At 49.5% G+C, this 23,934-nt stretch carries 11 protein-coding genes; 2 read left to right on the forward strand and 9 right to left on the reverse strand.

What is annotated here, in order from left to right:
- Window positions 1-27: 27 nt before the first annotated feature.
- From HGH90_RS27600 to HGH90_RS27625, 6 genes are all read right to left on the reverse strand, one after another.
- Window positions 28-11,772: a gliding motility-associated C-terminal domain-containing protein gene (locus HGH90_RS27600; RefSeq protein WP_169192387.1), complete on the reverse strand. Its 11,745-nt coding sequence runs from the start codon at window positions 11,770-11,772 to the stop codon at window positions 28-30.
- A gap of 321 nt (window positions 11,773-12,093) precedes the next feature.
- Window positions 12,094-12,816 (reverse strand): DUF92 domain-containing protein, encoded by a 723-nt coding sequence (locus HGH90_RS27605; RefSeq protein ID WP_211093130.1) that lies wholly within the window; start codon window positions 12,814-12,816, stop codon window positions 12,094-12,096.
- Between the two features lie 28 nt (window positions 12,817-12,844).
- Entirely contained in the window at window positions 12,845-13,327 is a 483-nt protein-coding gene (locus HGH90_RS27610) for a DUF5946 family protein (RefSeq protein ID WP_168767259.1), read from the reverse strand.
- Between the two features lie 19 nt (window positions 13,328-13,346).
- Window positions 13,347-14,102 (reverse strand): MBL fold metallo-hydrolase, encoded by a 756-nt coding sequence (locus HGH90_RS27615; RefSeq protein WP_168767260.1) that lies wholly within the window; start codon window positions 14,100-14,102, stop codon window positions 13,347-13,349.
- Window positions 14,103-14,253: 151 nt separating this feature from the next.
- Window positions 14,254-15,201 carry a DUF6600 domain-containing protein gene (locus HGH90_RS27620; RefSeq protein ID WP_169192388.1) on the reverse strand — a complete coding sequence of 316 codons (948 nt, stop codon included), beginning with the start codon at window positions 15,199-15,201 and terminating at the stop codon, window positions 14,254-14,256.
- An 11-nt stretch (window positions 15,202-15,212) separates the two neighbouring features.
- Entirely contained in the window at window positions 15,213-15,791 is a 579-nt protein-coding gene (locus HGH90_RS27625) for a hypothetical protein (RefSeq protein WP_169192389.1), read from the reverse strand.
- A gap of 201 nt (window positions 15,792-15,992) precedes the next feature.
- On the opposite strand from HGH90_RS27625, the gene HGH90_RS27630 reads away from it, so the two are divergent.
- On the forward strand, window positions 15,993-16,718 hold the full coding sequence (locus tag HGH90_RS27630) for a hypothetical protein (RefSeq protein ID WP_169192390.1): 726 nt from the start codon (window positions 15,993-15,995) through the stop codon (window positions 16,716-16,718).
- The gene (locus HGH90_RS27635; RefSeq protein WP_168767264.1) at window positions 16,693-17,523 is read left to right on the forward strand and encodes a formylglycine-generating enzyme family protein; all 831 of its coding nucleotides are present in this window, start codon (window positions 16,693-16,695) and stop codon (window positions 17,521-17,523) included. Before HGH90_RS27630 ends, HGH90_RS27635 begins: the two co-directional genes overlap by 26 nt.
- An 8-nt stretch (window positions 17,524-17,531) precedes the next feature.
- On the opposite strand, the gene HGH90_RS27640 is transcribed toward HGH90_RS27635, so the two are convergent.
- The 3 genes from HGH90_RS27640 to HGH90_RS27650 all read right to left on the reverse strand — a co-directional run bounded on the left by HGH90_RS27640 (window position 17,532) and on the right by HGH90_RS27650 (window position 23,814).
- Window positions 17,532-19,337, reverse strand: a complete 1,806-nt coding sequence (locus HGH90_RS27640; protein WP_169192391.1) for a right-handed parallel beta-helix repeat-containing protein — start codon at window positions 19,335-19,337, stop codon at window positions 17,532-17,534.
- Complete coding sequence (locus tag HGH90_RS27645) at window positions 19,334-22,282, reverse strand: glycoside hydrolase domain-containing protein (RefSeq protein ID WP_169192392.1); 2,949 nt, start codon at window positions 22,280-22,282, stop codon at window positions 19,334-19,336. The genes HGH90_RS27640 and HGH90_RS27645 overlap by 4 nt, the downstream gene beginning before the upstream one ends.
- A 254-nt stretch (window positions 22,283-22,536) precedes the next feature.
- The gene (locus tag HGH90_RS27650) at window positions 22,537-23,814 is read right to left on the reverse strand and encodes an NRAMP family divalent metal transporter (RefSeq protein ID WP_169192393.1); all 1,278 of its coding nucleotides are present in this window, start codon (window positions 23,812-23,814) and stop codon (window positions 22,537-22,539) included.
- Window positions 23,815-23,934 lie beyond the last annotated feature (120 nt).

Genomic DNA, 23,934 nt, shown 5'->3' on the forward strand with positions numbered 1-23,934 from the left:
TTTTCTTTAAGATGTCAGTAAGTATTTTTATCGCAACAGTTCCACCCAACCTTTCAGATCCCTTTCTCCTTGCGGCGTATTCAACTTCAGGATGTAGAAATAGGTTCCTTCGTTCAGGCCCAGGCCATTCCACTTGTTATCATAGTTCTTGTTCTGGTATACCTGGTTACCCCACCTATTGTAGATGATCAGGGTAGATCCCGGATAGCGGTCCAGTCCCGGCACCACAAAGAAATCGTTCTTGCCGTCGCCGTTTGGTGTGATCACATTCGGCAGGAAGATATCGGCTCCTGTAATAGCTTCTGTGATACTGGCCGTATTGTCGGTGAGGTCTACATCTGTTTCATTACCACTGATGGTGGCAGTGTTATTGATATTGCCGCCGCTGGCCAGTTTAGCCGTAAATGTGAGCGTTTCCTGCGCACCGTTTGCCAGCTCCGCTAATTGCCAGCTGATCGTCCGGGTAGTTGGATCGTAGGTAGCATTTCCCTTGCTGGTATTTATCGTCAATGGTTTATCGATCATGCTTTGCAATGTATCCTTCATCACAACACCTGTTGCCTGGTTGGGACCGTTGTTGATAGCGGTAATGGTAAACTGTAACAGTTGTCCTACATTCAGCGGAGGCTCGGTATCCAGCTTCTTCATCACTTTCAGGTTAGCGAATTTGTCTGTGGTGATACTAACAGTAGAAGAATCGGGTACACTTTCATCTGGCGGACCGCTGATAGTGGCGGTGTTCAGCACTTCTCCCGCACCGGTGATGGTGACATCATAACTCCAGGTAGTGGTGGCGCCACCGCTGAGCGTTCCGATGTTCCATTGTAATACCCTGGTATTGCTGTTGAAGCTGATGGTTCCCGTTTGCGGCGTATTGTACAACGGATCGCTCACCAGGGTAGCCGGCGGCAGTACATCGTTGACAATGACCGGCGCTACCGTAGTATTGCCAGTGTTGGAAGCCGTAATGGTGTAGGTAATCCGTTGACCAACACTATAAGGGCCGGTGGATGGACTGACGGATTTCACCACTTTGAGTATTGCCTGCTTAATGACGCCTGTTGCTACCGTTTTACTGGTGTTATTGCTGCTATCGGCATCCGGCAAACCGGCAGGGGTGTTTACTACTGCGGTATTGAGCAGCGTACCTGAAGTGGAAGCTACACCGGTGATTTGCAGCACCACCTGTCCACCTACCGGGAATGTACCAATGGTAGCAGTAGCGGCGCTGCTTGTAATGCCTGTTTGAATATTAGCCGCTCCGCCGGTGTTTTGTGTAATACTGATCGCCGTTTGCGATAATCCTGCCGGTAACACATCCTGTACTGTGGCGCCATCTGCTGCCATGGGGCCTGCGTTATTAATAGTGAGTACATACGTTACCTTACCATGTTCAAACACGTTAGCAGGGCCGGTTTTGGTGATCGACAAGTCAGTATTCTTCTGTACCGGAATAATCACGGTAGAAGTATCCGGTGTACTTACATCCGGCGGACCGTTTACCACGGCGGTGTTCTGGGTATTACCCGGACCCGTCAATATTATATTATAACTCCAGGTAGTTGTTTCTCCGGCATCCAGTAAACCGATATTCCATTGCAGTTGCCGCTGTGCCGTATTGAAAGTTGCCGTGCCTTTAACTGGTGCCGTAAACACCGGATCGCTTACCAGGGTAGCCGCCGGTAGCTGGTCGTTCACTATCACCGGGTTTACAGCAGCTTTACCGGTATTGGTGGCTGTAATGGTATAAGTGATCTGTTGCCCTACTACATAAGGACCTTGCGGTGGGGCAATGGTTTTCATCACTTTCAGGGCAGATTTAGCCAACACATTAGTGGTCACGGTTTCGCTGGTATTGTTACTGCTGTCGGCATCCGGCAATCCGGCAGGAGTATTTACCACCGCCGTATTACTTAATGTCCCGGGAGCCACTGCAATGCCGCTGACTTGCAGAACCGTTTGTGCCCCTACCGGGAAGGTGCCCAACGTTGCACTAGCAATACTGTTATTAACAGATGCCTGTATATTTCCCGTTCCGTTAGTACTTTGCGATACTGCAACAGACGCTTTCGATAACCCTGCCGGGAGTACGTCATTTAAGGTAGCCCCGTTGGCGTCAGAAGGACCATTGTTGGTGATAGTAAGCTGGTAAATTACCTGGCCGCCTTCGTATACCTCAGCAGGACCCGTTTTGGTAATCACCAGGTCAGTCAAACCAGTGATAGTACTTACTACCGGCCTGGATGGAATGTCGGCGCCGTTCTGCTCATTGAGAATGGCGTGGGCAGTATTCGTTACCGTGCCTGTTGGCGCTGTTTGCGATACAGTACCGGTTATCACAATGCTTAAACCGCTGGTATCCGTAGCGGGCAGGTTAGCCGTTACTTTCATCGTATTACCGGTACCGGTGGCGCCGGCGGTAATAGTAGCGCTGTGTACGGCAGTGGCCGTCCAGCTAACGTTGGTCAATACGCCCGGAATAACGTCGGTGATATCTACATCGTTTGCATTGCTCGGGCCTGGATTTACTACGTTGATGATGTAGGTAGCTTCAGTGCCACGAATCATGGTAGCGGGGCCTGATTTGGTGATTCTCACCAGGGCCTGTACATCTACGTTGGTAGTGACGGTAGATTGGCTCGCAACCGCGCCTGTTTCTGACGGCGTAACCGTAGCAGTATTTATAATAGCGCCTCTCGCATTGTTAGCCACGATACCGTTCACCGTAATTACGATGGCATTGGAATCTGCCGCCGGTATATTGCCGGTGATGCTGATATTATTACCGGTACCACTGGCAGGGCCGCTGATGGTAGCCTGGCCATCAGCACTGGCTTCCCATTGCACGGCGGTTATAGTAGCAGGTATGATGTCTGTAATTTTTGCATTTACCGCGTTACTTAATCCCTGGTTACCTACTGTGATGGTGTAGGTAATCGGTTGACCGGCGGTGATATTGGCTGGTCCATCTTTCTGGATCAGCAACTGCGGATTAGCCGTCACGACGGTTTTCACCAGGTCGGAAGAATCTGCCGGGATACCTGGTTCCGCCGGTGTAATGATGGCTATATTGTCGAGGGTATCACGAAACGCCGGATCTACTACGCCGGTAACGGTAACGGCTATATTATTTCCGGCGCCTGGCGGAATAGTCGCCAGGAGGTTTACCCCATTACCGGTGCCGGTAGCTGCGCCGTTGATAGTTGCTTTGCCGGCAGCGCTGGCGCTCCACGTAACGTGGGTGATACCGGCAGGCACCTGGTCGGTCAGTAAAGCATTGGTAGCTGTGCTTGGCCCGTCGTTAGCAGCCCTGATGGTGTAGGTAATCGTTGCACCAGCGGTAAGCGTAGCAGGGCCGGTTTTGGTGATATTTAATCCGGGTTTAAGTGTTATCACTGTTTGTACCGTGCCGGTATCTGGTGTATTACCTGCTTCAGACGGTATTACAATAGCACTGTTGACAATACTACCTGCAAAAGTGGAATCTGTTTTACCTGTAATCGACACCACGATACCTGCGCCGGCAGGCATGTTGGCCGTGAGCTGTATATCATTGCCGGTTCCTGTATTTCCGGAAGTCACTACAGCGCCCCCGCTCACACTTTGTACGTTCCATTGTACCAGGCTGATACCGGCTGGCACCAGGTCAGTAATTTTAGCGTTGGTAGCATTGCTGATACCATCGTTATTTACCTGCAGCAGATAATGGATGGTCTGGCCGGCATTCAGCGATGCCGGGCCGTTCTTTGTAATATGCAGGGCCGGATGTTGTACTATTTCCGTGATCACTGGCGGCGTTGCAATCCACTCACCGGTTGGCTTGCTTACGCCGGCGTAATTGGAAAGCGTACCGCTGGCATTTGGTGCTATGGTGCCTGTGATCGTAATCACCACCGTGGCATTTACACCAGGAGGTATGTCTGCATTGACGAGCAAAAACTGGCCACTGCCACTTGTACCGGTATTTATCACAGCACCATTTGTTACCTGGGTAGTCCAGGTAGGTTGCTGAAGACGAGCATCAATGCTATCGGAAATAAGCAGGTTGCGGGCATATCCCGGGCCGTTGTTGGTGAGCGTAATCATATAGCTCATCTTATCACCGGCGGTAACAGTGGCGGGGCCATCTTTGTAGAGGTTCACCTGCGTTTGGCGGTTTACCAGCGTAACTACCGAATCGCTGACGGGCGGAATGCCGGTACCAGTTACATTGGCGGTGTTAACGATGGTACCTTCAAAATCATTATCTACTATGCCCGTAACCGTTATAGTAACGTTATTACCAGTGCCGCCGGGAATATTGGCGCTGGTACTGATATTGCTGCCCGTACCGGAGAAAGCGCCTGTAATGCCGGCCGCACCATTTACACTCGCCATCCAGCTAACGTTCTTTATCACCGCCGGTACCATGTCATTGATATTTATGCCAATGGCATCAGAAGGCCCACTGTTGGTGACCACAATACTGTAAGTGATAGCATTGCCTCCTACCGCCTGTTTAGGCCCACTCTTATGCACCTGTACGCCAGTAAGTTTACCTATGGTGGTAGTAGCACTGCTACTATTGTTTGCCGGGTTATAATCCACCACGCCATTCACGGTTACAGTAGCGGTATTAGTGATGCTATTAGCAGTGGTTGCGCCGCTTATCAAACCATTGACCGTAATTGTAATATAATTGCCGGAACCTGCAGCCAGCTTAGCCGGTAGACTGATGGCATTACCGGTACTGTCTACACGGCCCTGGCCCAATACAGTGGCATTACCGCTAGCAATGGCATACCACGATACGCTGGTAATATCTGCCGGCACCTGGTCGTTGATCACCAGGTCGTCTACGTCATTGGGTCCCGCATTAAATACCTGTATGGTATAAGTAATGGCTTCCCCCGCATTGAGCTGTTGTGGCGCACTCTTCACAATACTCACATCGGTAGAGTGATCTACAGAGGTCGTCACGGAACTTGATTTATTTGCACCTGCTGTAACGGTAGCCGTGTTGGTGATGCTGGTACCTGCGGTATTATTCACCACACCGGCGACCATAATAACAATGGTATTGGGCCCGCCTACCGGCATACTGCCGGTGGTTTGCAGCGTATTGCTGTTACCGGATGCAGCACCGGTTACAATGGCATCACCCGTGCCGGTAGCTGTCCAATAAGCCACGGTTACTGCAGATGGCACCATATCCTGGATCAGTGCATTGGTGATATTGCCGGAGCCACCGTTACTTACCACTATCCGGTAGAAGATGGAATCGCCCACGTGCGTAATAGCAGGACCGGTTTTACCGATTCTCACTATCGGATCATTGTCTATTACCGTAGCAATTGTACTGGTATTATCCCCGAGGTTAGGATCCACTAAGGGACTGCCAGCGGGCAATGTTACAACAGCGGTATTGCTGATCATGGTGCCGTTAACCAGCGCAGGACTTACAATGCCATTTATGGTTACTGTCAGTGTGCTGGTATCTGCGGGAATATCTGCTGTGAGGCTTACATTACCATTACCTTTTGCAGGCGAAATATGCTGTATGTTGCCGGTGCCGGTAGCTGTCCAGCTACCATTCAGCAAGCCGAATGGCAGCACGTCGCCAATTTGTACGCCGGTAGCATTGGAAGGCCCGGCATTCCTGATCGTCAGGATATACTGCATTGGCTCACCGGCAGCGGCGTTGGCGGGTCCGCTCTTTACAATATTAAGGTTTGCCAGCCGGGCTACTGTAGTTAATACGGAAGAAGAATCACCGGCGGGTGTGACCGATGGATCATTCAGCGCCACGGCCTTGTTGAGCAAAGTAGGTGATGTATAGCCGGGATCTACCTGCCCATCTATTTCAATATGTACTACTGCCAGGGAGTTGCCCGGGATATCTGCCTTCAGCTGTATGTTACCGGTACCGGTATTACCACTGTTGATCACAGCGCCGCTCAATCCGGCAGCGGTCCAGGTGGCATTAATAATACCCGCTGGTATAACGTCCGAAATGGTCACATTGGAAGCACTTCCAGGGCCTGTATTGGTGACATCGATGATATAACGGAGACGGTTACCCGCAGTAATATTAGCCGGACCGGATTTATGCACTTTCAATACCGCTTTCCGTGTAACAGTAGTTGTAATCGTTGAATTCACCGGCGTCAATCCTGGCTCTGCGGGTGTAGCTACAGCGGTGTTCATCAGCTGGCCGGCAAAGTCGTCTTTGATAGTACCGTTAATGATAATAGCGATGTAATTAGAATCTCCAGCGGGTATATCTGCGGTAACTGTCAGCTGGTTACCGGTACCGGTGGTACTGCCGGTAATCGATGCATTACCAAATGGGGTGGCCATCCAGGTGGGATTCAATATAGTAGCCGGAATGGCATCGGTAATCACGGCGCCATGCGCATCGCTGGGACCTACATTGACCACCTTCACACCGTATACAATACTTTCACCGGCATTGGCGGTGGAAGGCGCTATTTTGGTGATCAGCAACCCGGATTTCTGCTTAATAACGGTAACGACGGTATCCGAATTTGCCGGTGGCATACCTGCTTCATCAGGCGTAGCGATCGCGAAGTTCCGAATACTTCCGGCAGCGGCGCCCGGAGGTACCAGGGCATTCACCGTAATATTAATCACACCAGTCTTTGCAGGAATAGTACCGGTAACGGATACACTATTTCCGCTGCCGGTATTGCCGGTACTGATAGTAGCGCCACCACTGGCGGTGGCTGTCCACGCCGCGTTTTGCAAGATTGCCGGCAGCTGATCTGTAATCAGCGTATTCACCGCCGTAGACGGGCCGGCGTTGGTGACCTGCAGGGTGTAAGTAATATTATCGCCGGCATTGGCCACCACAGGGCCTGACTTAGTGATATGTACAGCGGATTTTTGTTGCACGGTAGTGACTACCGGGTTAGATATTCCTGGGGATACATTTTCTGTTGACTGATAGTTAGCCACGTTTTGGAAGGTGCCGTTGAAAGTAGGATCTACAGTACCTGTTACCGTGATGGCGACCCCGCTGTTGTTACCTCCGGGCAGATTAGCAGTAATGGCCAGGATATTGCCGGCACCTGTACCACCGTTGACGATCGTAGCACTGTTGCTGGTGGTAGCTGTCCAAGTAACCTGGGTGATGGCGCCTGGAACGGTATCTTTAATCAACAGATTTTGTGCATCTGAAATCCCTATATTATTTACCAGGATGGTATAAATGATTTTTTCACCTGCGTTGAGGGTGGTAGGACCGGACTTGGTAATATTGAATTCCGGTCTTCTCCTGGTTCTTACATCTGCCGTAGCGCTTACCGGTGGCACTGCTTCGGATGGCGTAACAGTAGCGGTATTAGTGATAAGTCCTTCTACAGCCGGCGATGTTTTTCCCTTCACCACAATGTTCACCTCATTGGCTGTACCGGCAGGAATAGACGCCGTTACCTGTACATTATTGCCGGTTCCGTTAGCGCCACTGCCGATGGTGGCGGCTCCCGTGGTAGTAGCAGTCCATTGTACACTGGTTAATGCGGCGGGTACCACATCGGTGATTACGAGATTTTGCGCATCTGCATTACCCGGGTTAGCGACCTGGATATTATAGGTAACTGTATCGCCGGAACGAACCAGGGCTGGCGCCACTTTGGAGATAGTTAACTGCGGTAACCTGTTAACGGTGGTGACCTTTGTAGATGAGTCGCCGGTACCTTCTCCTGCCGCAGGTATGATCACGGCCTTATTGGTGATTTTCCCGGAGAACGAAGGATCGATTTTTCCTCTTACAGTCACCACAATAGCATTGCCTATACCCGTAGCGATATCGCCGGTTACAGCAATATTGTTACCAGTGCCGGTGGTGGGACCGGAAACAGCTGCATTGCCATTTGCCACGGCTATCCATGTCACCTGCTGTATAGTAGCTGGCACCAGGTCTGTAATGGTTACGCCCCGGCTGTTGCTTGGACCATTATTGGCAGCGGTGATGGTATATATAATATTATTTCCTGCATTTGCCGTATCCGGGCCTGTTTTGGTGATATCCAACGCCGATTGCCGCTGAATATTCGTCACCACTTCGTTAGAATTAACCGGAGGGAAACCTGGCTCCACAGGCACTACCTGGGCCGTGTTTTCTATGGGATTGAAAGTAGGCGGCGCAATAGTACCGGTAATAATGATCCTGATGGTGGCGCCTGCATTCATATCGGCGGTTACTTCCATCTTGTTTACATTACCGGTGGCGCCGCTCCTGATAAAAGCCGTACCACTTAACACCGATGCCCTCCAGGATACATTTTCCAGCGCAGTGGGTACAATATCGCGGATCAAGGTATTGCTGGTGTTAGATGGACCATCGTTCCTTACATCTACAGTATAGGAAATTTGTTCTCCTGCTACAGCCGTAGTGGGTCCGCTTTTCTGGATATCCAGCTTTACAGATTTCTGCACGGTGGCTACGTCCGTATCTGTTAATGGTGGTATACCCGGTTCAGATGGTGTAGCCGTTACCATATTCTGGATTGTTCCTGTATAATCGGCGCTGACAGTACCTTTCACGTATACGAGTATACGATTGGAACTACCTGCGGGCACATTACCGGTTACGCGTATGATATTACCGTTGCCGCTAGCTCCATTGGTAACAGTAGCGCTACCCTGCGCCACGGTGGTCCAGGTTACATTCTGAACAGTAGCAGGCACCGTGTCCGTGATTATGGTAGCTACGGCATTGCTGGGTCCATTATTCAGCAGGGTCAGTACGTAATCGATTTCCTGTCCGGCAATGGCGATCACGGGACTGGTACGGGATTTATCGATCAGCAGTCCGGGTGTACTGGTGATCAGCGTATTGGTAGTATTGGAATTTACCGGTGGCACAGTCGTTTCAGTAGGCGTAACCGTAGCCGTATTATCAATATTTCCGGTGGCGGCGGCGTTTACGGTAGCGTTGATGCTGATATATACCTTGCCGGTATCATTGCCAGGCATATTGGCCGTTATACTGAGATGGTTACCCGTGCCGGTAGCGCCGGCAGTAATATTCACTTTACCGGTAGACGTAGCTGACCAGCTTACATTGGTGAGTTTGGAAGAGATTACGTCTGTGATCATCGCATTTTGTGCATCACCCATGCCAGCGTTATCTACCACCAGTGAAAAATGGATCGCTTGCCCTGCCACCGCGCCGGCGGGAGCAGCTTTTACCGCCGCGAAGAAAGGCCGTCTTGCTACTGCTATCACAGAAGTACTGGTGGCGCCATCGGGGTCTGGCTCTACCAGTGAAACCGCGTTGGCCGTATTGGTAAGATTTCCTTCGAAGGAAGATTTTATCTGCCCGGTTATTTTAACCGTAACGCTGGCCAATCCTACGGGGATACTGGCGTTGATATCGATGTTGGTATTGGTAGAATTATTTTGCAGGATTTGGGCCGCGCCAATGACCGCAGTTTCGATGTTGCTCACGACAAAATCTGCCGGTATGACATCGGTGACATGTACATTGGAAGCGTTGCTGGGGCCTACGTTTCCTACCACTATTTCGTAGGTAGTTTCCTGCCCGGCTAGGTATGGTCCAGATTCAAGCACACTTTTACCAATGCGTATATCTGCCCGGCTGGTATAGGTAAGCACTACGGTATCTTTACGCGGCGGACAAACACCGTTGGTAGTAGTCCAAACCAAAGTAGCGGTGGTATTTGCCCCGATCGTAATCAGTGTTTTAGGGTTGGCGGTATTGGCAATCGTTGCATTTCCGCTGGCCACGCTCCACGCGCCGGTACCGGTGATAGCCGCATTGGCATCCATCTGGAATACGCCGGAGTTGTATTCCGTTTGGTCGGGACCAGCATTGGGTGCAGTAGATGGCGCCCATACCGTTACCTGCGTGTTGCTGGAAGTAGCCGGGCAGTTACCGTTGGCGATTGTCCATTTGAATTCATAGGTGCCGGTAGTTAAGTTGCCTGCCACGGCACCAGGTTTATGAATGTCATCGAAACTGGCCTCTGTGGGGCCGCTTACCTGCGACCAGGTGCCCGTACCTGCCACAGGAGTGTTACCTCCCAACGTGGCCTGGCTTACCTCGCAGAGGTTCTGAGGAGCACCTGCCACCGCGATGGTGGGTTTGGCGTCTATCGTTAATGTTACCGGGTATTGCGGTGAACTACAGTTCACATCCGAACTGCTGAAAGTGACTAAAAAGTCGTACGTACCGGCGGGCGCATTAGAAGGTATGGGCACACTTACCGGCGATGCGGTTAACGGCGCCGAAGATACAGGTGTAAATCCAGCCATGACCCGGGCGCCGGCAGTAATGCTATAAGTATTTGGAGCGCCGGAGGCAATACTATAAGGCAGGGAAAACAAGGCGGCTCCTGCGCAAACGGAACTCACCGGACCTACTGTAGCGGTAATAGCCGGGTTAACGGTAACTAATACTGGTACGGAAGTACCATCACCCTGGCAACCATTTACGGTAGCGGTTACACGATAATAACGGGAAGTGGTGAGCGCGCCGGTATTCAGGGTGGCGCCGGCTTGTCCGGACACAGTCGTCCACCCCGTACTGCCATTGGCACTGGTTTCCCATTGATACACAAAGCCGGTAGACGGTGTGCCTGTACCTGGCTTAGGAGTAACCGACGCAGTAAGTGTAGTGGATGTATTATAACAGATGGCGTTTATGTCTGCAATAGATGTGGTGTAGTCGATCACTTTTAATTCAATCGGGGAGGAAGTAACACGGCAATTAAGGTTGCTGATTTCATTAATGCCTCCTGCCGCCACCACCCGATATTCAAATCCTGCCCGGGCGTTGGTGATCGGAAACGTCCGCTGGTTACTGGCCTGGTTGTTTACAATACCACCTTCATTGGCCCAGTCGGCGGTACCTAACGCGCGTTTTTGTAATTGGAAAAAGTAATTGGAATAGCTACCTGCGGGCAGGCTTACACTTAGTGCTGTATTATTACCGGCGCATACAATACCTGCTGCCTGCGTAAATGTAATTGGCGGACCACAGGCAGCAAACGCAATATCATCCAATGCCAGGTCATTACCATTGCTGCTGGGCGTGTTACTGAATATCCTTAATATTACAGCGTTGGTGGTAGACGGCATCTGGAAAATGCCGGCTTGTCTTACCCACGTGCCAGGACTCTGATAAGCTACCTGGCCCGTAGATACAGAAGTAATGGGTGTTCCGTTGGGGTTATTCGCATCTACTATATCAAAACGTAAACTGGGCCTGGATACATTAGCACCGGTCTGGGGATTGATGTTCATAATCCAGGCAGAGAATTCGAAAGTAGTACCGGCACATAAACCGGTGATGGTTCTTTCATAAAACTTTCCCGGGGTAGCTTCTGCATCTACCACCATACAATACCCCGTACCATCTGTAGAAGTATGATCGGGCCGGTCAACGAAGTAAGTGTTGTTATAACCACGGGTGGTGTTACTGATCGTATACTGTCCGGGATAAGGCCCTGTGGGCCGGCTGGCGCCTACCGGCGTATAATAAGCATAGGTAGTAATGCCCGCAGGCAGGGGGCCTCCCAAAGTAGGTTTGGCAGCGGTAGGCGCTGTCCCGAAGGTTTCCTTGAACACCGGATCTCCAAGGGACCCAGTACATTGCTGCGCCGCTACCGAATGCGCCAGCAACAGGGTAAACAATAACAGGCTGCTGCCAAATAACAAACTACGGCTATACTTTCTAACATAGGTAGCTATTTGCTGGGTCCCGTTTATTTTGGTAAATAAAGGCCTAGTAAACTTATCGGTCATAAGCTTTCATATTTGGAGAAAATAACACCAGGCTATCTTTCATTGCTGAACTATAGCGGATTTGGTCGATCCCTGGATTAAAAATTCACATGACATTCGGGCAAACGGGTCTCGGTACGCTTAATATAGCGTATACATGTTTAAGCTTTGTTTACATCATCCTTTTAAAACACCGTAGAATGAGGAGAATACTGTAGCCAATCAACAAACATTCACAGTAACAGCATCTTGTCAGTCAATACAACAATGAAAAAATAGAAAGGTTCATTAACTAATTTTTTTCTCGCGGAGGGGCAAAGCAGCGAAGAAAAAAGTACGCTACTATGAAAGCAGATATAGCGCTACCGCTATCAGTCCTCCTGATAGCGTATTCAAAAAATTGACCGTATCATTTCCTATTACCTGCTTACGTTCCAACGTGGCTCCCAGCAAGGAATCGACTACGTTACCCAGTATGCCGCCAATCAGCACCAACAACGCGCGGCGATATCCTCCGAAAAAAAACCAGTAGAGCACGGCCAGTAACAATGCGCCCGCAGCCCCCAGTAACGTGCCTTCCAGGCTAATTACTCCATCTAATCCTTTTGCTTCTTTTTTGAAGGTGAGTATATTACGGAAGTTGCGGCCGTATACCGTTCCCAGTTCAGACGATACGGTATCCGCAGTAGCTGCCGCCAGACTTCCTGCTGCCATCAGTATAAATAAACGTTCGTGGTCGGGGTATGAAAGTGCCAGCAGGGCCGATATGCCGGCAACGCCTCCATTGGCAAATACTTGCCCGGCGGTTCGCTTTTCTGCATGTTGCTCTCCGGGAACGGTCTTCAACCCTTTCTTATGCCCGGTGGCCGCCACGCCGGTGATAAAGAAAGCGCCTAACAGTAACAGCCCTCCGTAGCCGATGCCGAGGGCCACGCACATACCCAGTATGGCGGCGGTAACAGCGGCGGGGCCGGTGAGTTTTCCTTTTTTTACACAAAGAAATGCGACGATAATAATGATTATCGCCGCGATAGCCAGTTCTGTTAAAGACGTGAGTTGCATCATGGGATGCAAAACTATACAAATGTTTCTTTTAAATATAGGGAGTTGCTTTTTCCTTTACCCAGTTGTGATCAGGCGCCCAGCTATCCCATACCGCCCGGGCCCATTTCTGCATCGCGGCATACAGCTCTTCTGCTCCCGGCGCTTTCAGTACATCCTGCACCGTTATACCTGCCGACGTAGCCGGAGGTGGTGGCGGCTCCCAGGTTTGTTTCACGATAATGCTATGTACATGTTGTACCTGCCGGCCGGTGAAACCATGCTCCAATGCCAGGTATAGCCCTATCAGCGCGTAAGCGGTGGTAATCGGTTTAGACACGCCTCCTGCATGTTGGGCGCCATAGGTATCCACCGCCAGCTGGTGACGGAAATCCGGATGCTTCATTGCAAAGGTGCGAAACGACAGTTCATTGAAAAGATCTTCGCATTCGCCGGAAGCATTGTACCTGTCGGACGGCGCCAGCTGGGCGTCTGCAAGCTGCAGGCGGCAACCGGGGCAAATGATTTTACTCATGCTGCATGGATTAATGATTTTATTTCGCGTACCAGTCGCGCAACCGCACGTCGATATGCTTGTTGCCCGCATCAACGAGTTTTTTAAACTGGTTCACATCACTTAAACCGTTTTTGCCGCGGTAGTGATATGGATATACGATTTTGGGTTTGAATGCCAATACCGCATCTGCCGCCTCGGGCACATCCATGGTGTAGGGCAGGTTCATGCATACAAAGGCTACGTCTATATTTTTCAGGCTACGCATTTCTGGGATGCCCTGGGTATCTCCGGAAATATATACCTGTTCTTTCCCAATGGTAAGTACGTAACCATTTCCCCTGCCTTTGGTATGCATGGCAGTGGAACTTTCAGGCAGGTTATACATTGGCAGGGCCGCAATGGCAAAACCGGCTTCGGTTTGCTGATCGCCATTTTTCATGATCACCACGCCCTTTTTTTCGGCGTCCGGTAATTTCGCTGCCACTACTGCCGGCACTACCAGGATGGTATTGGGTGTACGGATGGCGGCGAGGGTAGCCGGATCGAAGTGGTCGCCATGTATATCTGTTACCAGGATCAAGTCTGGTGCTGCCAGGCCCTGGTATTTCCCGGCGCCGCCTACCGGGTCTATATAAATCGCTTTGCCGTTAGCCTGTAATACCAGGCTGGCGTGTTCAACAGGCTGAATGGTTAACGGTCCCGCTGCAGTGCTGACTACATCCGGTTTAATGCGCTGGGCATATACCATGGCGGCAGCCAGTAAGAAACATAAAGAGAGGATAGTACGCTTCATAAAAAAAGATTGTGTCTATAAATTTAAGTAAAAAGCCCTGAAAGCTGAAAGCGAAAAGCATAAAGCAAAAAGCTATTGAAGCGAATATTTAAATCGGATTAGTCATTCGCTTCAATAGCTTTTTGCTTTATGCTTTTCGCCTTTAGCTCCACTAATGCCTTCCTCCTACGCGGCTACCACCACCTACCCTGTTTACGGGCAGTTGCTGCACATTCATCCTTTGTTCGGGTGGGCGGGCAGTGGGCCAGTTATCGTCGATTCGTACCGGCCTGGCTACATTTTGCTGCGCCTGACGGAATTCCCGTGGCCGTGGCGCTGTTACCCTGCCGGTACCGCCGTCGCCCGGGCGTTGCACCTGCGGACGATATATGTGCATTTCGTTGCCTTCGTGTTTTACCAGGTTGGCGGCATTGACCGGCCTGATAGGCACGGGCGTTACCGTGCGATGGGTATATTGCGCTACTTCGTTGGCAGCGGGTCCCCTGGAATAATATTGATTATGCATGCTGGTACTACCAAAGTTGTTGATGATAGTAACCCGGCCGGAGATATTAGTTACCGATCCCGGCCGTTGAAGCACGCTGCCCAGGTTATGGTCATAGATATGTTCCCGGGGACAAACATTCCAATAGAAGTCGTGCGGACGCCAGGCGCCAAATTGTACCCCGGCGTTTACATCCGGCATAAGGGGCGCCCAGCAATAACTGCCATCCAGCGATCCCCAGGTAACCCAGGCGGGCGACCAAACATAACCAGGCACCCATAACCAGCCATAGGCGTTGTCATATAACCAGCGGCCATAGTGAAACGGCGCCCAACCCCAGCTGTAATCAGACATCCACGCCCAGCCTTCGTCGCTATAGTCCCAATACCCATTAGTGGCATAAGGCCTGAAATCATCATCTACATTCGGGCTCCATACATTCCCGTAGGAAGGATAGTCCATCCAGGTACCATAAGGCGATAAATCGTCGTAAAAAGTCTGGTAAGTGATATTGCCGTTGGCCGGCCCCTGGAGCTGATCCATACTATGTGTAGTAGCACAGCTGTTTGCCAGGAAAGCGATCAACAGCAATATCCACATCGTTTTGTTAAACATGGTATAACCTTTCAAAATTTAATGTCACTCATTTCTGCGAAAAATCCTACATTTCCAAGCATATCTACCTTCAATACAACCGGTTGATTCTTTTTATTTTTTAGTTCTATGAAATAATTATCAGCGTCTTCAAACTGCATCCCATAAAGGATCATATCTGTTTCATTGGCTTCATTATCATCAAAAAAAACGACTGGCGCTTTCTCGTAATTCGAATAATGCTTTGCGATATCTTTCTGCGCCACTACCGGTAAATCGCTAAACTTTGCCGGGGCAGTTGTACCTACCAACCTGGCATTGTAGTCGTAATAAGCCGACATGGACACGCCTTTTTCATTCAGAAAAGATACCTTGTCGAAGTACATATTGTGGGTCCAAACCATGTTGGAAGTATTACTAAAGTCCCTGTCGAATGCCTGTTTTGACTGAAAACTGACCTCGGAGCCCTTCAGCTCTCTCAGGGTTATCTTGCGTTCGTGGCGTTCTTTACGGGCCTCTTTGCGGGAGCCGGCCATGGCAAAGGTATTGGGCTGTGCATAAACGGAGCAGGTGACTGCTGTGAAGGCGAGAAGCATGATTACTTTTTTCATACCAGGATAATTTAAACATTCACAATAGGCAGTGCAGTCGCGGGTAAATGGTCTATATGGAGTAACAACAGCCAACGGCGGAGGTTCGAAATTATATGTTAAAAATAGGGGTGCTATTCCACAAAATGGCCGGGGCTGGCAGCCGCTATTTGGCAATTCCTCTCCGCTGCTTTAACTTCCCGCAAAATTTTTAAGTACTGTATGAAAAAAGTAATCGCCATCCTTGTCCTGGTAACCTTGTACCAACATAGCTTTGCCCAGGAAGACTCCAATGAATCCTATGAAAAATACCGCCATAAAATTACCCGGCCCCCTTACGGCCTGGAAAAAGTGCTGGCCCTTGTCAAAAATGTTGCATCGGACGAAAATGAAAACCTGCCTATTGCCCAAAAAGACTACCTGGCCTTATCGCTGCGGGAAAAGTTTACCTATCACATGATCCACGCAGAAACCTATAGCCAGAACTGCGATGCCATACCGACGGACCCCGATTTACAGAAAAAGATTTTCGGGCAGTTGCCGGATGCATTCGACGACTTCAGCTGGAGCGAACGGCAGGGTAATTTCTTCCAGGCCAACCGCGACTCAGTGATAGCCTTGATGACTGAATCGATCGGCAGAACCAACCGCATAGGCCTGAACTATAAAATGGCCATTGTAGATATTAATGCCCGTGAGATGATTCCTTTGCTGATCAATGTATACAACCGCGATCATAAAGATCATGATATACTGACCGTATTGATGTTACTGATGAAAAACAATGAATACGGGCCTTTTATGACCTCCCCTTCTTTTAAAAAATTATATGCCAGCACCAATTATGAAAGCAGTTACCGGGCGGCGCTCACTTTAAATACCGCCAACGAAGAACTGATTATCCAGCGGGCAAAGAGCTTTTATGATACGCTACCTAAGAAACATTAGTATAGGGTTACTGTTGCTCGGCGTATATACCTGCGCGGCACAGTGGCGCTGCGGATATATATTGGTACCCAAAGGCCGGTACTGGATAGGGAAGCAACAACATACCCTGAATCCACGGCGGCTGGCAAGCGTTGATTCATTTTATATTGCCGGCTGTGAAACTACTAATGAGGAGTTTATGGCGTTTGTAAAGGCTACGGGTTATGTTACCGATGCAGAGCAACGCCATGATGCGCTGATATTTATACCGGGACTGGCAGAATTTGAATGGCATAACGATAGCAGCGCTTGCTGGCGTTATCCTAACGGCGTGGGCGCCGGTGGTATCGACCACAAAATGAATCACCCGGTTACCTGTATCAGCTACCATGATGCACAGGCTTATTGTGAATGGGCCGGCGTGCGGCTTCCTACCTTGGAAGAGTGGGAAATAGCTTCCCGTGCGGGTGCTGCCACCGATTATTTTTTCGGGAAACGACCAACAGATATTAGCCGCTATGCCAATATCTGGCGGGATAAAAATCACCTGCAGGCCGACAGCTCAGACGGATTTATGTATACCTCGCCGGTGGGTAGTTTTGCACCTAACGCCTGGGGCTTGTATGATGTGTATGGAAATGTATTTGAGTTTTGCAGCGGGAAAGTTCGCCCCGATGAAAAACCGTCGCTGGCGCATGCCCGTGGCGGCTCCTGGTGGTGCAGTGCGGCTTCCTGTTCGTTCTTTAACTCGGTAGATATCGGGCGGGTAAATAAACGGGCATCTTTCAGCAACCAGGGCTTCCGGGTGGCGAAAGATGCCCGCTAACTACGTAGTTACTTTACCGTTAGATCGGTACGCAATTCCCTACGCGACATTTGTTCCAGCTGCACTTCCGGCTTAAAAGGCAGGCTGGATTCATTGTTGCTGATCGTCACTTTTTCACAGGCGGTGAGCTTAAACGCTGCCCGCTCCGCTCCTGCCGGCAGGTAATCCTTCATCCAGGTAAGGCGGTTGTTACGGAAGATAAGATTAACGGTACTCCTGGCGGTCAACACCGGGTAGTCGTATAATTTAAAGGTATTGTCAGTGATACGGATGTTCCGATGTACCATATATCCCGGTACCAGTTCATGGTTTTCCGGTGCAATGGCAATCACGTAATTGTCCGGCGCCTGGTTATACCCCACTCCTTCAAATGTATTACCGGTAATGGTTACATCCTCCACCGGTCCTGATTCGTACCAGCTGCTGGCATCGTCGGCGATCAGGATGGCGTGCATACCGGTGCGGTAAAAGGTGTTATCGGCGATTAGCACTTTCTTGCGGGTAGTTACCAGTAATCCACGGGTATTGACACCTTCAAAAATGCTATTGCGTATCGTCACGGACGGTGTCCAGGTGATATTCTCAAGGCAGTCGCCAGTACGGGTGGCAGCTGGTACATCCTTATCGAGGGTGACTTCCATTTCACGCGGTGATAACATTTTGGCAGCTACTATTTTTGCCATACCATACCCCTGCAGGGCGGCGCTATGTACCAACATTACACTGTCGCCCGCAAAGAAGGCGGCGAAGCCATAGGTTTGATGGTGCATGAAACGCAGCTTCAATACCCGCGGTGACATTTTTTCGGTGATTTGCAGGTGTGTGCCGTGCACGTTTACCGGGTCATCATGCAGGCCCTTGAAGTGGGCCGCAGTAATGATGATATCACCTTTGCAACCGGAGAAGTGCATGCCATCAGCAAAGGACGCCATTACCCTCCCACTGCTCGGAGCCGGCATAATCCGCACACCACTATAATGGAGGTTTTCACAAAATTGCGCTACAATGCCCAGGCCATGCATATAATGCATATTGATATTTTCCAGCTGTACATTACGGCAGTGTTGCATGAAAGCCCCTACCTGGTCGCGGATGCCATCCCTGACAGTTAAGATATTACCTGGCACTCCTTTGAACGAGGAAAAGTCGCCGGTAAACTGCACCGTTCCTGGCGCCAGCTGTGTGGCTTTACTTTTATAAAACGGATTCCAGGAGGAGTAAGTATACATACCTTTAGTCGTGTCTGCCAATACCGCATGGAACTGTTGCAGTTTCCATTTCTCCCCATACCATTCCAGGCGCTCATTGAGAATGGCAAACCTGGAATCGCGGTGAATGACAGCGATTACCTCTTTTGGTGTAACTGTTTGCAACGTCATTTCCGACATGGAAGGGCGTTCTGCATTTACGCTGATATTGCGCATCGTAATATCTTCACAATGATCGAACAACCAGGTGATCATCTTTCCATGAAATACCAATGAGGCGCCATGCCCTTCAATGGTAAGTCCTTTAAAGTTTTCGAAAAACAGTCCAATAGTTTTTACTTTACTGGGCGCTTCCTCTTCATCGGAAGTATTGGAAATAAAATACTCCTTCTTTACGGCACTATCGGGATAAAAATCATAGCGACCGGGCTGAAATTCCAGTACGGCGCCCGGGATATTTCTACAGGCGGCAATGGCCTCCTGTACTTTCACCGTAGCATCTTTAAAGGTATTGGGAGGCATATTCACGGATATGCGCTGCTGGCTGGCTGCTGTAAGCGATAATAGCAGAGCCGGGATGGTGATCAAAGCGGAAGAGCGATTCATTTATTTATCTCTATTAAATATCCTTTACCTGGAATGATATTGATACTATCTGTTGAATGGTATTGCCGGGCCTCCTGAAAATTGCGGATAACGGGCATTTGCAGGAGTCTGTCTGTTACAGGCCATCCCAATTTTGTCCAGTCAATCTGTAATTTCACTTTAGTTGATTGTTCCTGCCAGCTGGCCAGAGCAATCAACAGCTTATCCGGTTTCACGTATACAGTAGCCAGGATGTTTGAATCCCCTGTATTAACGGGTATAGTGGGATCCCAGTACCCTATCATATGAGCGGAAGCTATACCGAATTTGTCCCATACTTTCCATAATTCCCGGGGATCACATATAACCCCTTCGGTGTGCCAGGGATATCGCAGCGCCATGCCATATACCATTCCTCTCCAGGGATTGCCACCACCTTGCAGCATATCTCCCATTAAGCCAAAGGGGATACCGGACACTTCTACCAGCCAGTTAGCGGGGGACATATGATTGTAATCAAAACTCTCTCCGAACCAGATTTTGTTGAGATAGGGAAAAAATTCCGTGTATTGGTTAGCAGGTCCGTTCGAAAAGCCAGTGTTAGAATGCAGATCCAGCAAGCATCCCGGTTTCACAGCATCCATTACCCGGCGCATTCGTTTCAGCATATCCCGTCCGTAGGATACATCATCCAGGTACAATCCGTCTATTCCTTCATTTTTAACCAGCCATTGTAATCCTTCCACATAATAGTTATACCAGCGCGATTCTCCGCTCGTCAGGATGGCTGCATCGCACTGTTCATATCCGTTTATCGCAGTAAACCACTGTACATTATAGTGATCTACGAGATGTTCTCTCAACCAGGGATATCCACCTCCAGGGCCATCTGCCAACACTTCATTACCCATGCTCTTTAAAGCCCATAACTCCGTCGCCTGGTTACTTAATTCCCGGACAGTATAATAGATTTTCACCTTCATGCCTTCCCGGTGCCAGTCATCAACAAATTGTTTCATGGTATCAGTTGCAATAAAGGGATAGTTAATATATGGATTGATGCTATTGGCATGGTGCACATTGATGATCTTAACACCGGCTGCCAGATCATTGAGTGTGGGTGTGGGATTAGCAGCATTGTGATAATAGCGGTTAGTGAACTGGTCTGCTGTAGAGAGTTGTTTTACAGGTGTCAGTAAAAATGCCACATCCAGTTGCAGGTGTTCATTTTTATGCAACGTCCGCTCACCAGTGTATTGCGTGGCGGTGGTGGTAGTTGCCTTCCTGCTTAGCTGGAAACCGCCTTTGTTATCGTTGTACCAGGCGGGGGGCGGCGAAGGATGATAGAGATTAAGCAAAGGCCCCGTGTATGCGGCGCCCTGAAGTTCACAATGGAGGCCGATATTATAATTGCCGGCCCAATAGCTATCCTGTGGCCCTTTCCACTTCCAGTCGTATTGTTCGGGAATTAGTTGTCCCGACAAACCCATTCCCATAAAATAGGGGGCTTGTAGTTTGTTAAACGGTATCTCCAGGCGTACATCCGTTAGCGTTACATCACCCAAGGCAGTGATAGTGGTGTGATAGACAATATGCCCGTCGAATTCCATGGTCGCTTTTGTGGTGAGCGATACCTGGTTATTAGCTTCCCTTGTTTCCCAGCTGAGAGCCGCTGGGGTAGCGGTTGTCCACTGAATGGGTTCCTGGCGCAGGGGCATTATGCCTTCCTTGGTATAGAGCAGCAACTGCATGGGCTTAGCCAGGAGTTGTTCACCACTGAGAGCAGTGATGCTGGCAGGGAAGCCATCGCTGCCGATTTCCAGTTGGTGTAAGAGAGAGATAATGCGGCTGCCGTTACGTTCCAGCGGGTGATAGGGGGAAGTCACTACTGGTGCATCGCCCAGCGTAGAATTGAGCCAACGCAAGCGGGAATGCCGCCAGGGTTGACCATCGCCCCGATCGGCCAGGAGTGTGTCACCTACCGCTATATTTACCGGTACCACGATTGCCTTTTTATTCTTAGGCTGAATGGTAATGGTGAAGCGATAGGTGTGTTGTGTCGGGTGCTCAGGAATGTCGAGTCCAAACCACAAAGGTTGCACCTTGCCTTTGGCTACATTAATTGATTTGGTAAAAGCGGTACCGTCGGGATGAACCCCCTGGCTATTGAAACACTTCAGCTGATCACTGAAACCGCTATACTTTATTTGTACATCTTCCAGATCAGCGGCAGCTGCATATATTGCCAATTGAAAAGCATAGTACTCATTGCGGGCAGCCTTTCCCGAAAACCCCTGCTGATGGGGAGTCTCGATCCACCGATATGGTAACTGGTCTGGCATGCGTATCGGGAATTTTCTGTCCTCTGAAAAAACAAGGTAGCTATTTTTACTTTGTTTGATTAGCTGTTGAGTTTCTTCAGCGGTAGCACACACCTCCATTGGATAGAAACTATCGAAGGGCGTACGGGACTGTATTTCCAGCACTTTTGCAACAGGATGATGACCGCCGTATGGCAGCGACAAGTGTTGCGTTTGTGTCCAATCCGCCTCGGGTGCGGTTTCCGGCGGGAGATAGTCGCCATCAAACCAACCATTATTTTTCTTTCCGCGGAAAGGCATATAATACACATAATATTTGCCGGCGCCACTGCGTGGCTCAAAGACCATATCTCCTGCTTCGTGATTGATTTGAATACGAAAGATGTTCTTCATTTCCCGGCCGTTTTCGTCGGTGATTAAGAGGCGGAATTTTGCCGGATCAGCACCATGACGGCGCCAGGGAATATGTACGAAAACAGCAGGTACGGGTTGATCAACTTGTATCACCGCACGGTGATTACCCAGCGAATCGGCCCAGGGTGTAAATGGTGAAGTATAAGGTATACCCCCAATCGTACGGAATGGCAACACCAGAATACACCATAACGCAATGCCAACGCGACAAAAAAAAGAATAAAAAGACATACAAATATTTAATTGACAAAGACTCGCGTACACTGATATTAACAGCATCTCAGAGATACTTCCCCACAATTAACTATCATATCAAAAAAACAAACAAGGGATGGTGATAAGGAATTAAAACCAGATAAGATAAAACACCAATGATTCTTTTTTCTCTCAAACAAATACTATTTTCAAGCCCTTATAAAAATATAGGGGCACAGCACGAAAGCTACTAAATCTATTTATTATCCAACAAAATTTTCTTTCCTCTCTTAAAAGAGAGAATAAATCAAAGCCGCGGCGGCTGCCGTCATCAGGATGAGCGTGAGCGCCCCCAGCAGGTTGGAAAACCAGGAGTTGGTATATTCCTTCATGATTTTTTTATTGTTGCCGATATGCATAATCATGGCAATCATTACAGGCGCCGTTAGCCCGTAAACGATAGCGGTATAGAGCAAAGCTTTTATGGGATTAACACCCAGGAAATCGAGCGACAATCCCACCAGCAGGGAGATAATGATAGAAACATAAAACGACTTGGCTTCCGCGAAAGTTTTATCCAGGCCTTCTTCCCAGCCCAGGGTTTCTGCCAGCATGTAAGACTGTGAACCCGTAAGTACTGGTATGGCCAGTAACCCGGTGCCCAGTACCCCCAGGGTAAACATCAGGGAGGCCAGTTTGCCGACGAGCGGTTCCAACGCTTTGGCAGCCTGATCTACGGTTTCCACCTGGTTAATCCCTGCGGAAAATAACACACTGCCAGTAGTAAGGATAATGAAGAACATCACGATGTTGGAAAACAACATACCGGCATTCACATCTGTTCTCATGTCTTTCAATATCTGCTTATCTACCCAGATACCGTGCGCTCCTTTCTTCCCATGACCGCTATGTTCCTGCTCCTCCGCTTCCATGGTAGTTTGCCAGAAAAAAAGGTAGGGGGAAATGGTGGTGCCTAAAATAGCTACAATAATGGAGAGATAATCATTGTTCCATTGTATATCCGGAACAAAGGTATGTTTTAAAATGTCCATCCAGTTGAGGTGCAGCATGAAAGGCACTATCAGGTACAGGAATAACAATACACAGAGCCATTTCAGGATCATGGCAATTTTCTGATAGGAATACCGGATGATGGTGAACATCATCAATGCCGTAATAGCCACACAAAATACCCATACCGGCACGGAGGGTACCATCATATGACATACTGCACCCATCCCCTGTATATCGGCGCCTACATTGAGCGTAATAGCCGGAAAACTGAACAGGAGCATGAGGTATAATACCGGGCGGGGATAATACTGCTTTAAGGTAACCGTTAAGCCCTGGGAGGTGACAATGCCAATACGGGCACACATGCCCTGTACTGCGGCCATGAGGGGAAAGCTGAGCAGCGCCGTCCACAGGGTAGCCAATCCAAATTGTGCGCCTGCCTGTGAGTAAGTGGCTATGCCGGAAGGGTCGTCGTCACTGGCGCCGGTAATCAGCCCCGGACCCAGTTTTTTCAGGAATCTGCCTATGCCTGTATCGGCAATTTTTTTGCGCATGTACCAGTCAAATAAGTTTTCACGAAAGTTTCCCCAAGTTAAACATAAAACAGCGCATTCACACCGGGTATAAAAAACAAAGGCCGACCCATGTGGATCAGCCCCGTTTTAACAACCGTT

Origin of the sequence: Chitinophaga sp. Ak27 (genome assembly GCF_012726295.1) — a bacterium.
GTDB lineage: Bacteria > Bacteroidota > Bacteroidia > Chitinophagales > Chitinophagaceae > Chitinophaga.

Coding starts and splice junctions, on each gene's coding strand:
- HGH90_RS27605 (WP_211093130.1), bottom strand. CDS start 12,816: ATGATGCAACTCACGTCTTTAACAGAACTGGCTATCGCGGCGATAATC.
- HGH90_RS27600 (WP_169192387.1), bottom strand. CDS start 11,772: ATGACCGATAAGTTTACTAGGCCTTTATTTACCAAAATAAACGGGACC.
- HGH90_RS27625 (WP_169192389.1), bottom strand. CDS start 15,791: ATGAAAAAAGTAATCATGCTTCTCGCCTTCACAGCAGTCACCTGCTCC.
- HGH90_RS27640 (WP_169192391.1), bottom strand. CDS start 19,337: ATGAATCGCTCTTCCGCTTTGATCACCATCCCGGCTCTGCTATTATCG.
- HGH90_RS27620 (WP_169192388.1), bottom strand. CDS start 15,201: ATGTTTAACAAAACGATGTGGATATTGCTGTTGATCGCTTTCCTGGCA.
- HGH90_RS27630 (WP_169192390.1), top strand. CDS start 15,993: ATGAAAAAAGTAATCGCCATCCTTGTCCTGGTAACCTTGTACCAACAT.
- HGH90_RS27645 (WP_169192392.1), bottom strand. CDS start 22,282: ATGTCTTTTTATTCTTTTTTTTGTCGCGTTGGCATTGCGTTATGGTGT.
- HGH90_RS27650 (WP_169192393.1), bottom strand. CDS start 23,814: ATGCGCAAAAAAATTGCCGATACAGGCATAGGCAGATTCCTGAAAAAA.
- HGH90_RS27615 (WP_168767260.1), bottom strand. CDS start 14,102: ATGAAGCGTACTATCCTCTCTTTATGTTTCTTACTGGCTGCCGCCATG.
- HGH90_RS27635 (WP_168767264.1), top strand. CDS start 16,693: ATGATACGCTACCTAAGAAACATTAGTATAGGGTTACTGTTGCTCGGC.
- HGH90_RS27610 (WP_168767259.1), bottom strand. CDS start 13,327: ATGAGTAAAATCATTTGCCCCGGTTGCCGCCTGCAGCTTGCAGACGCC.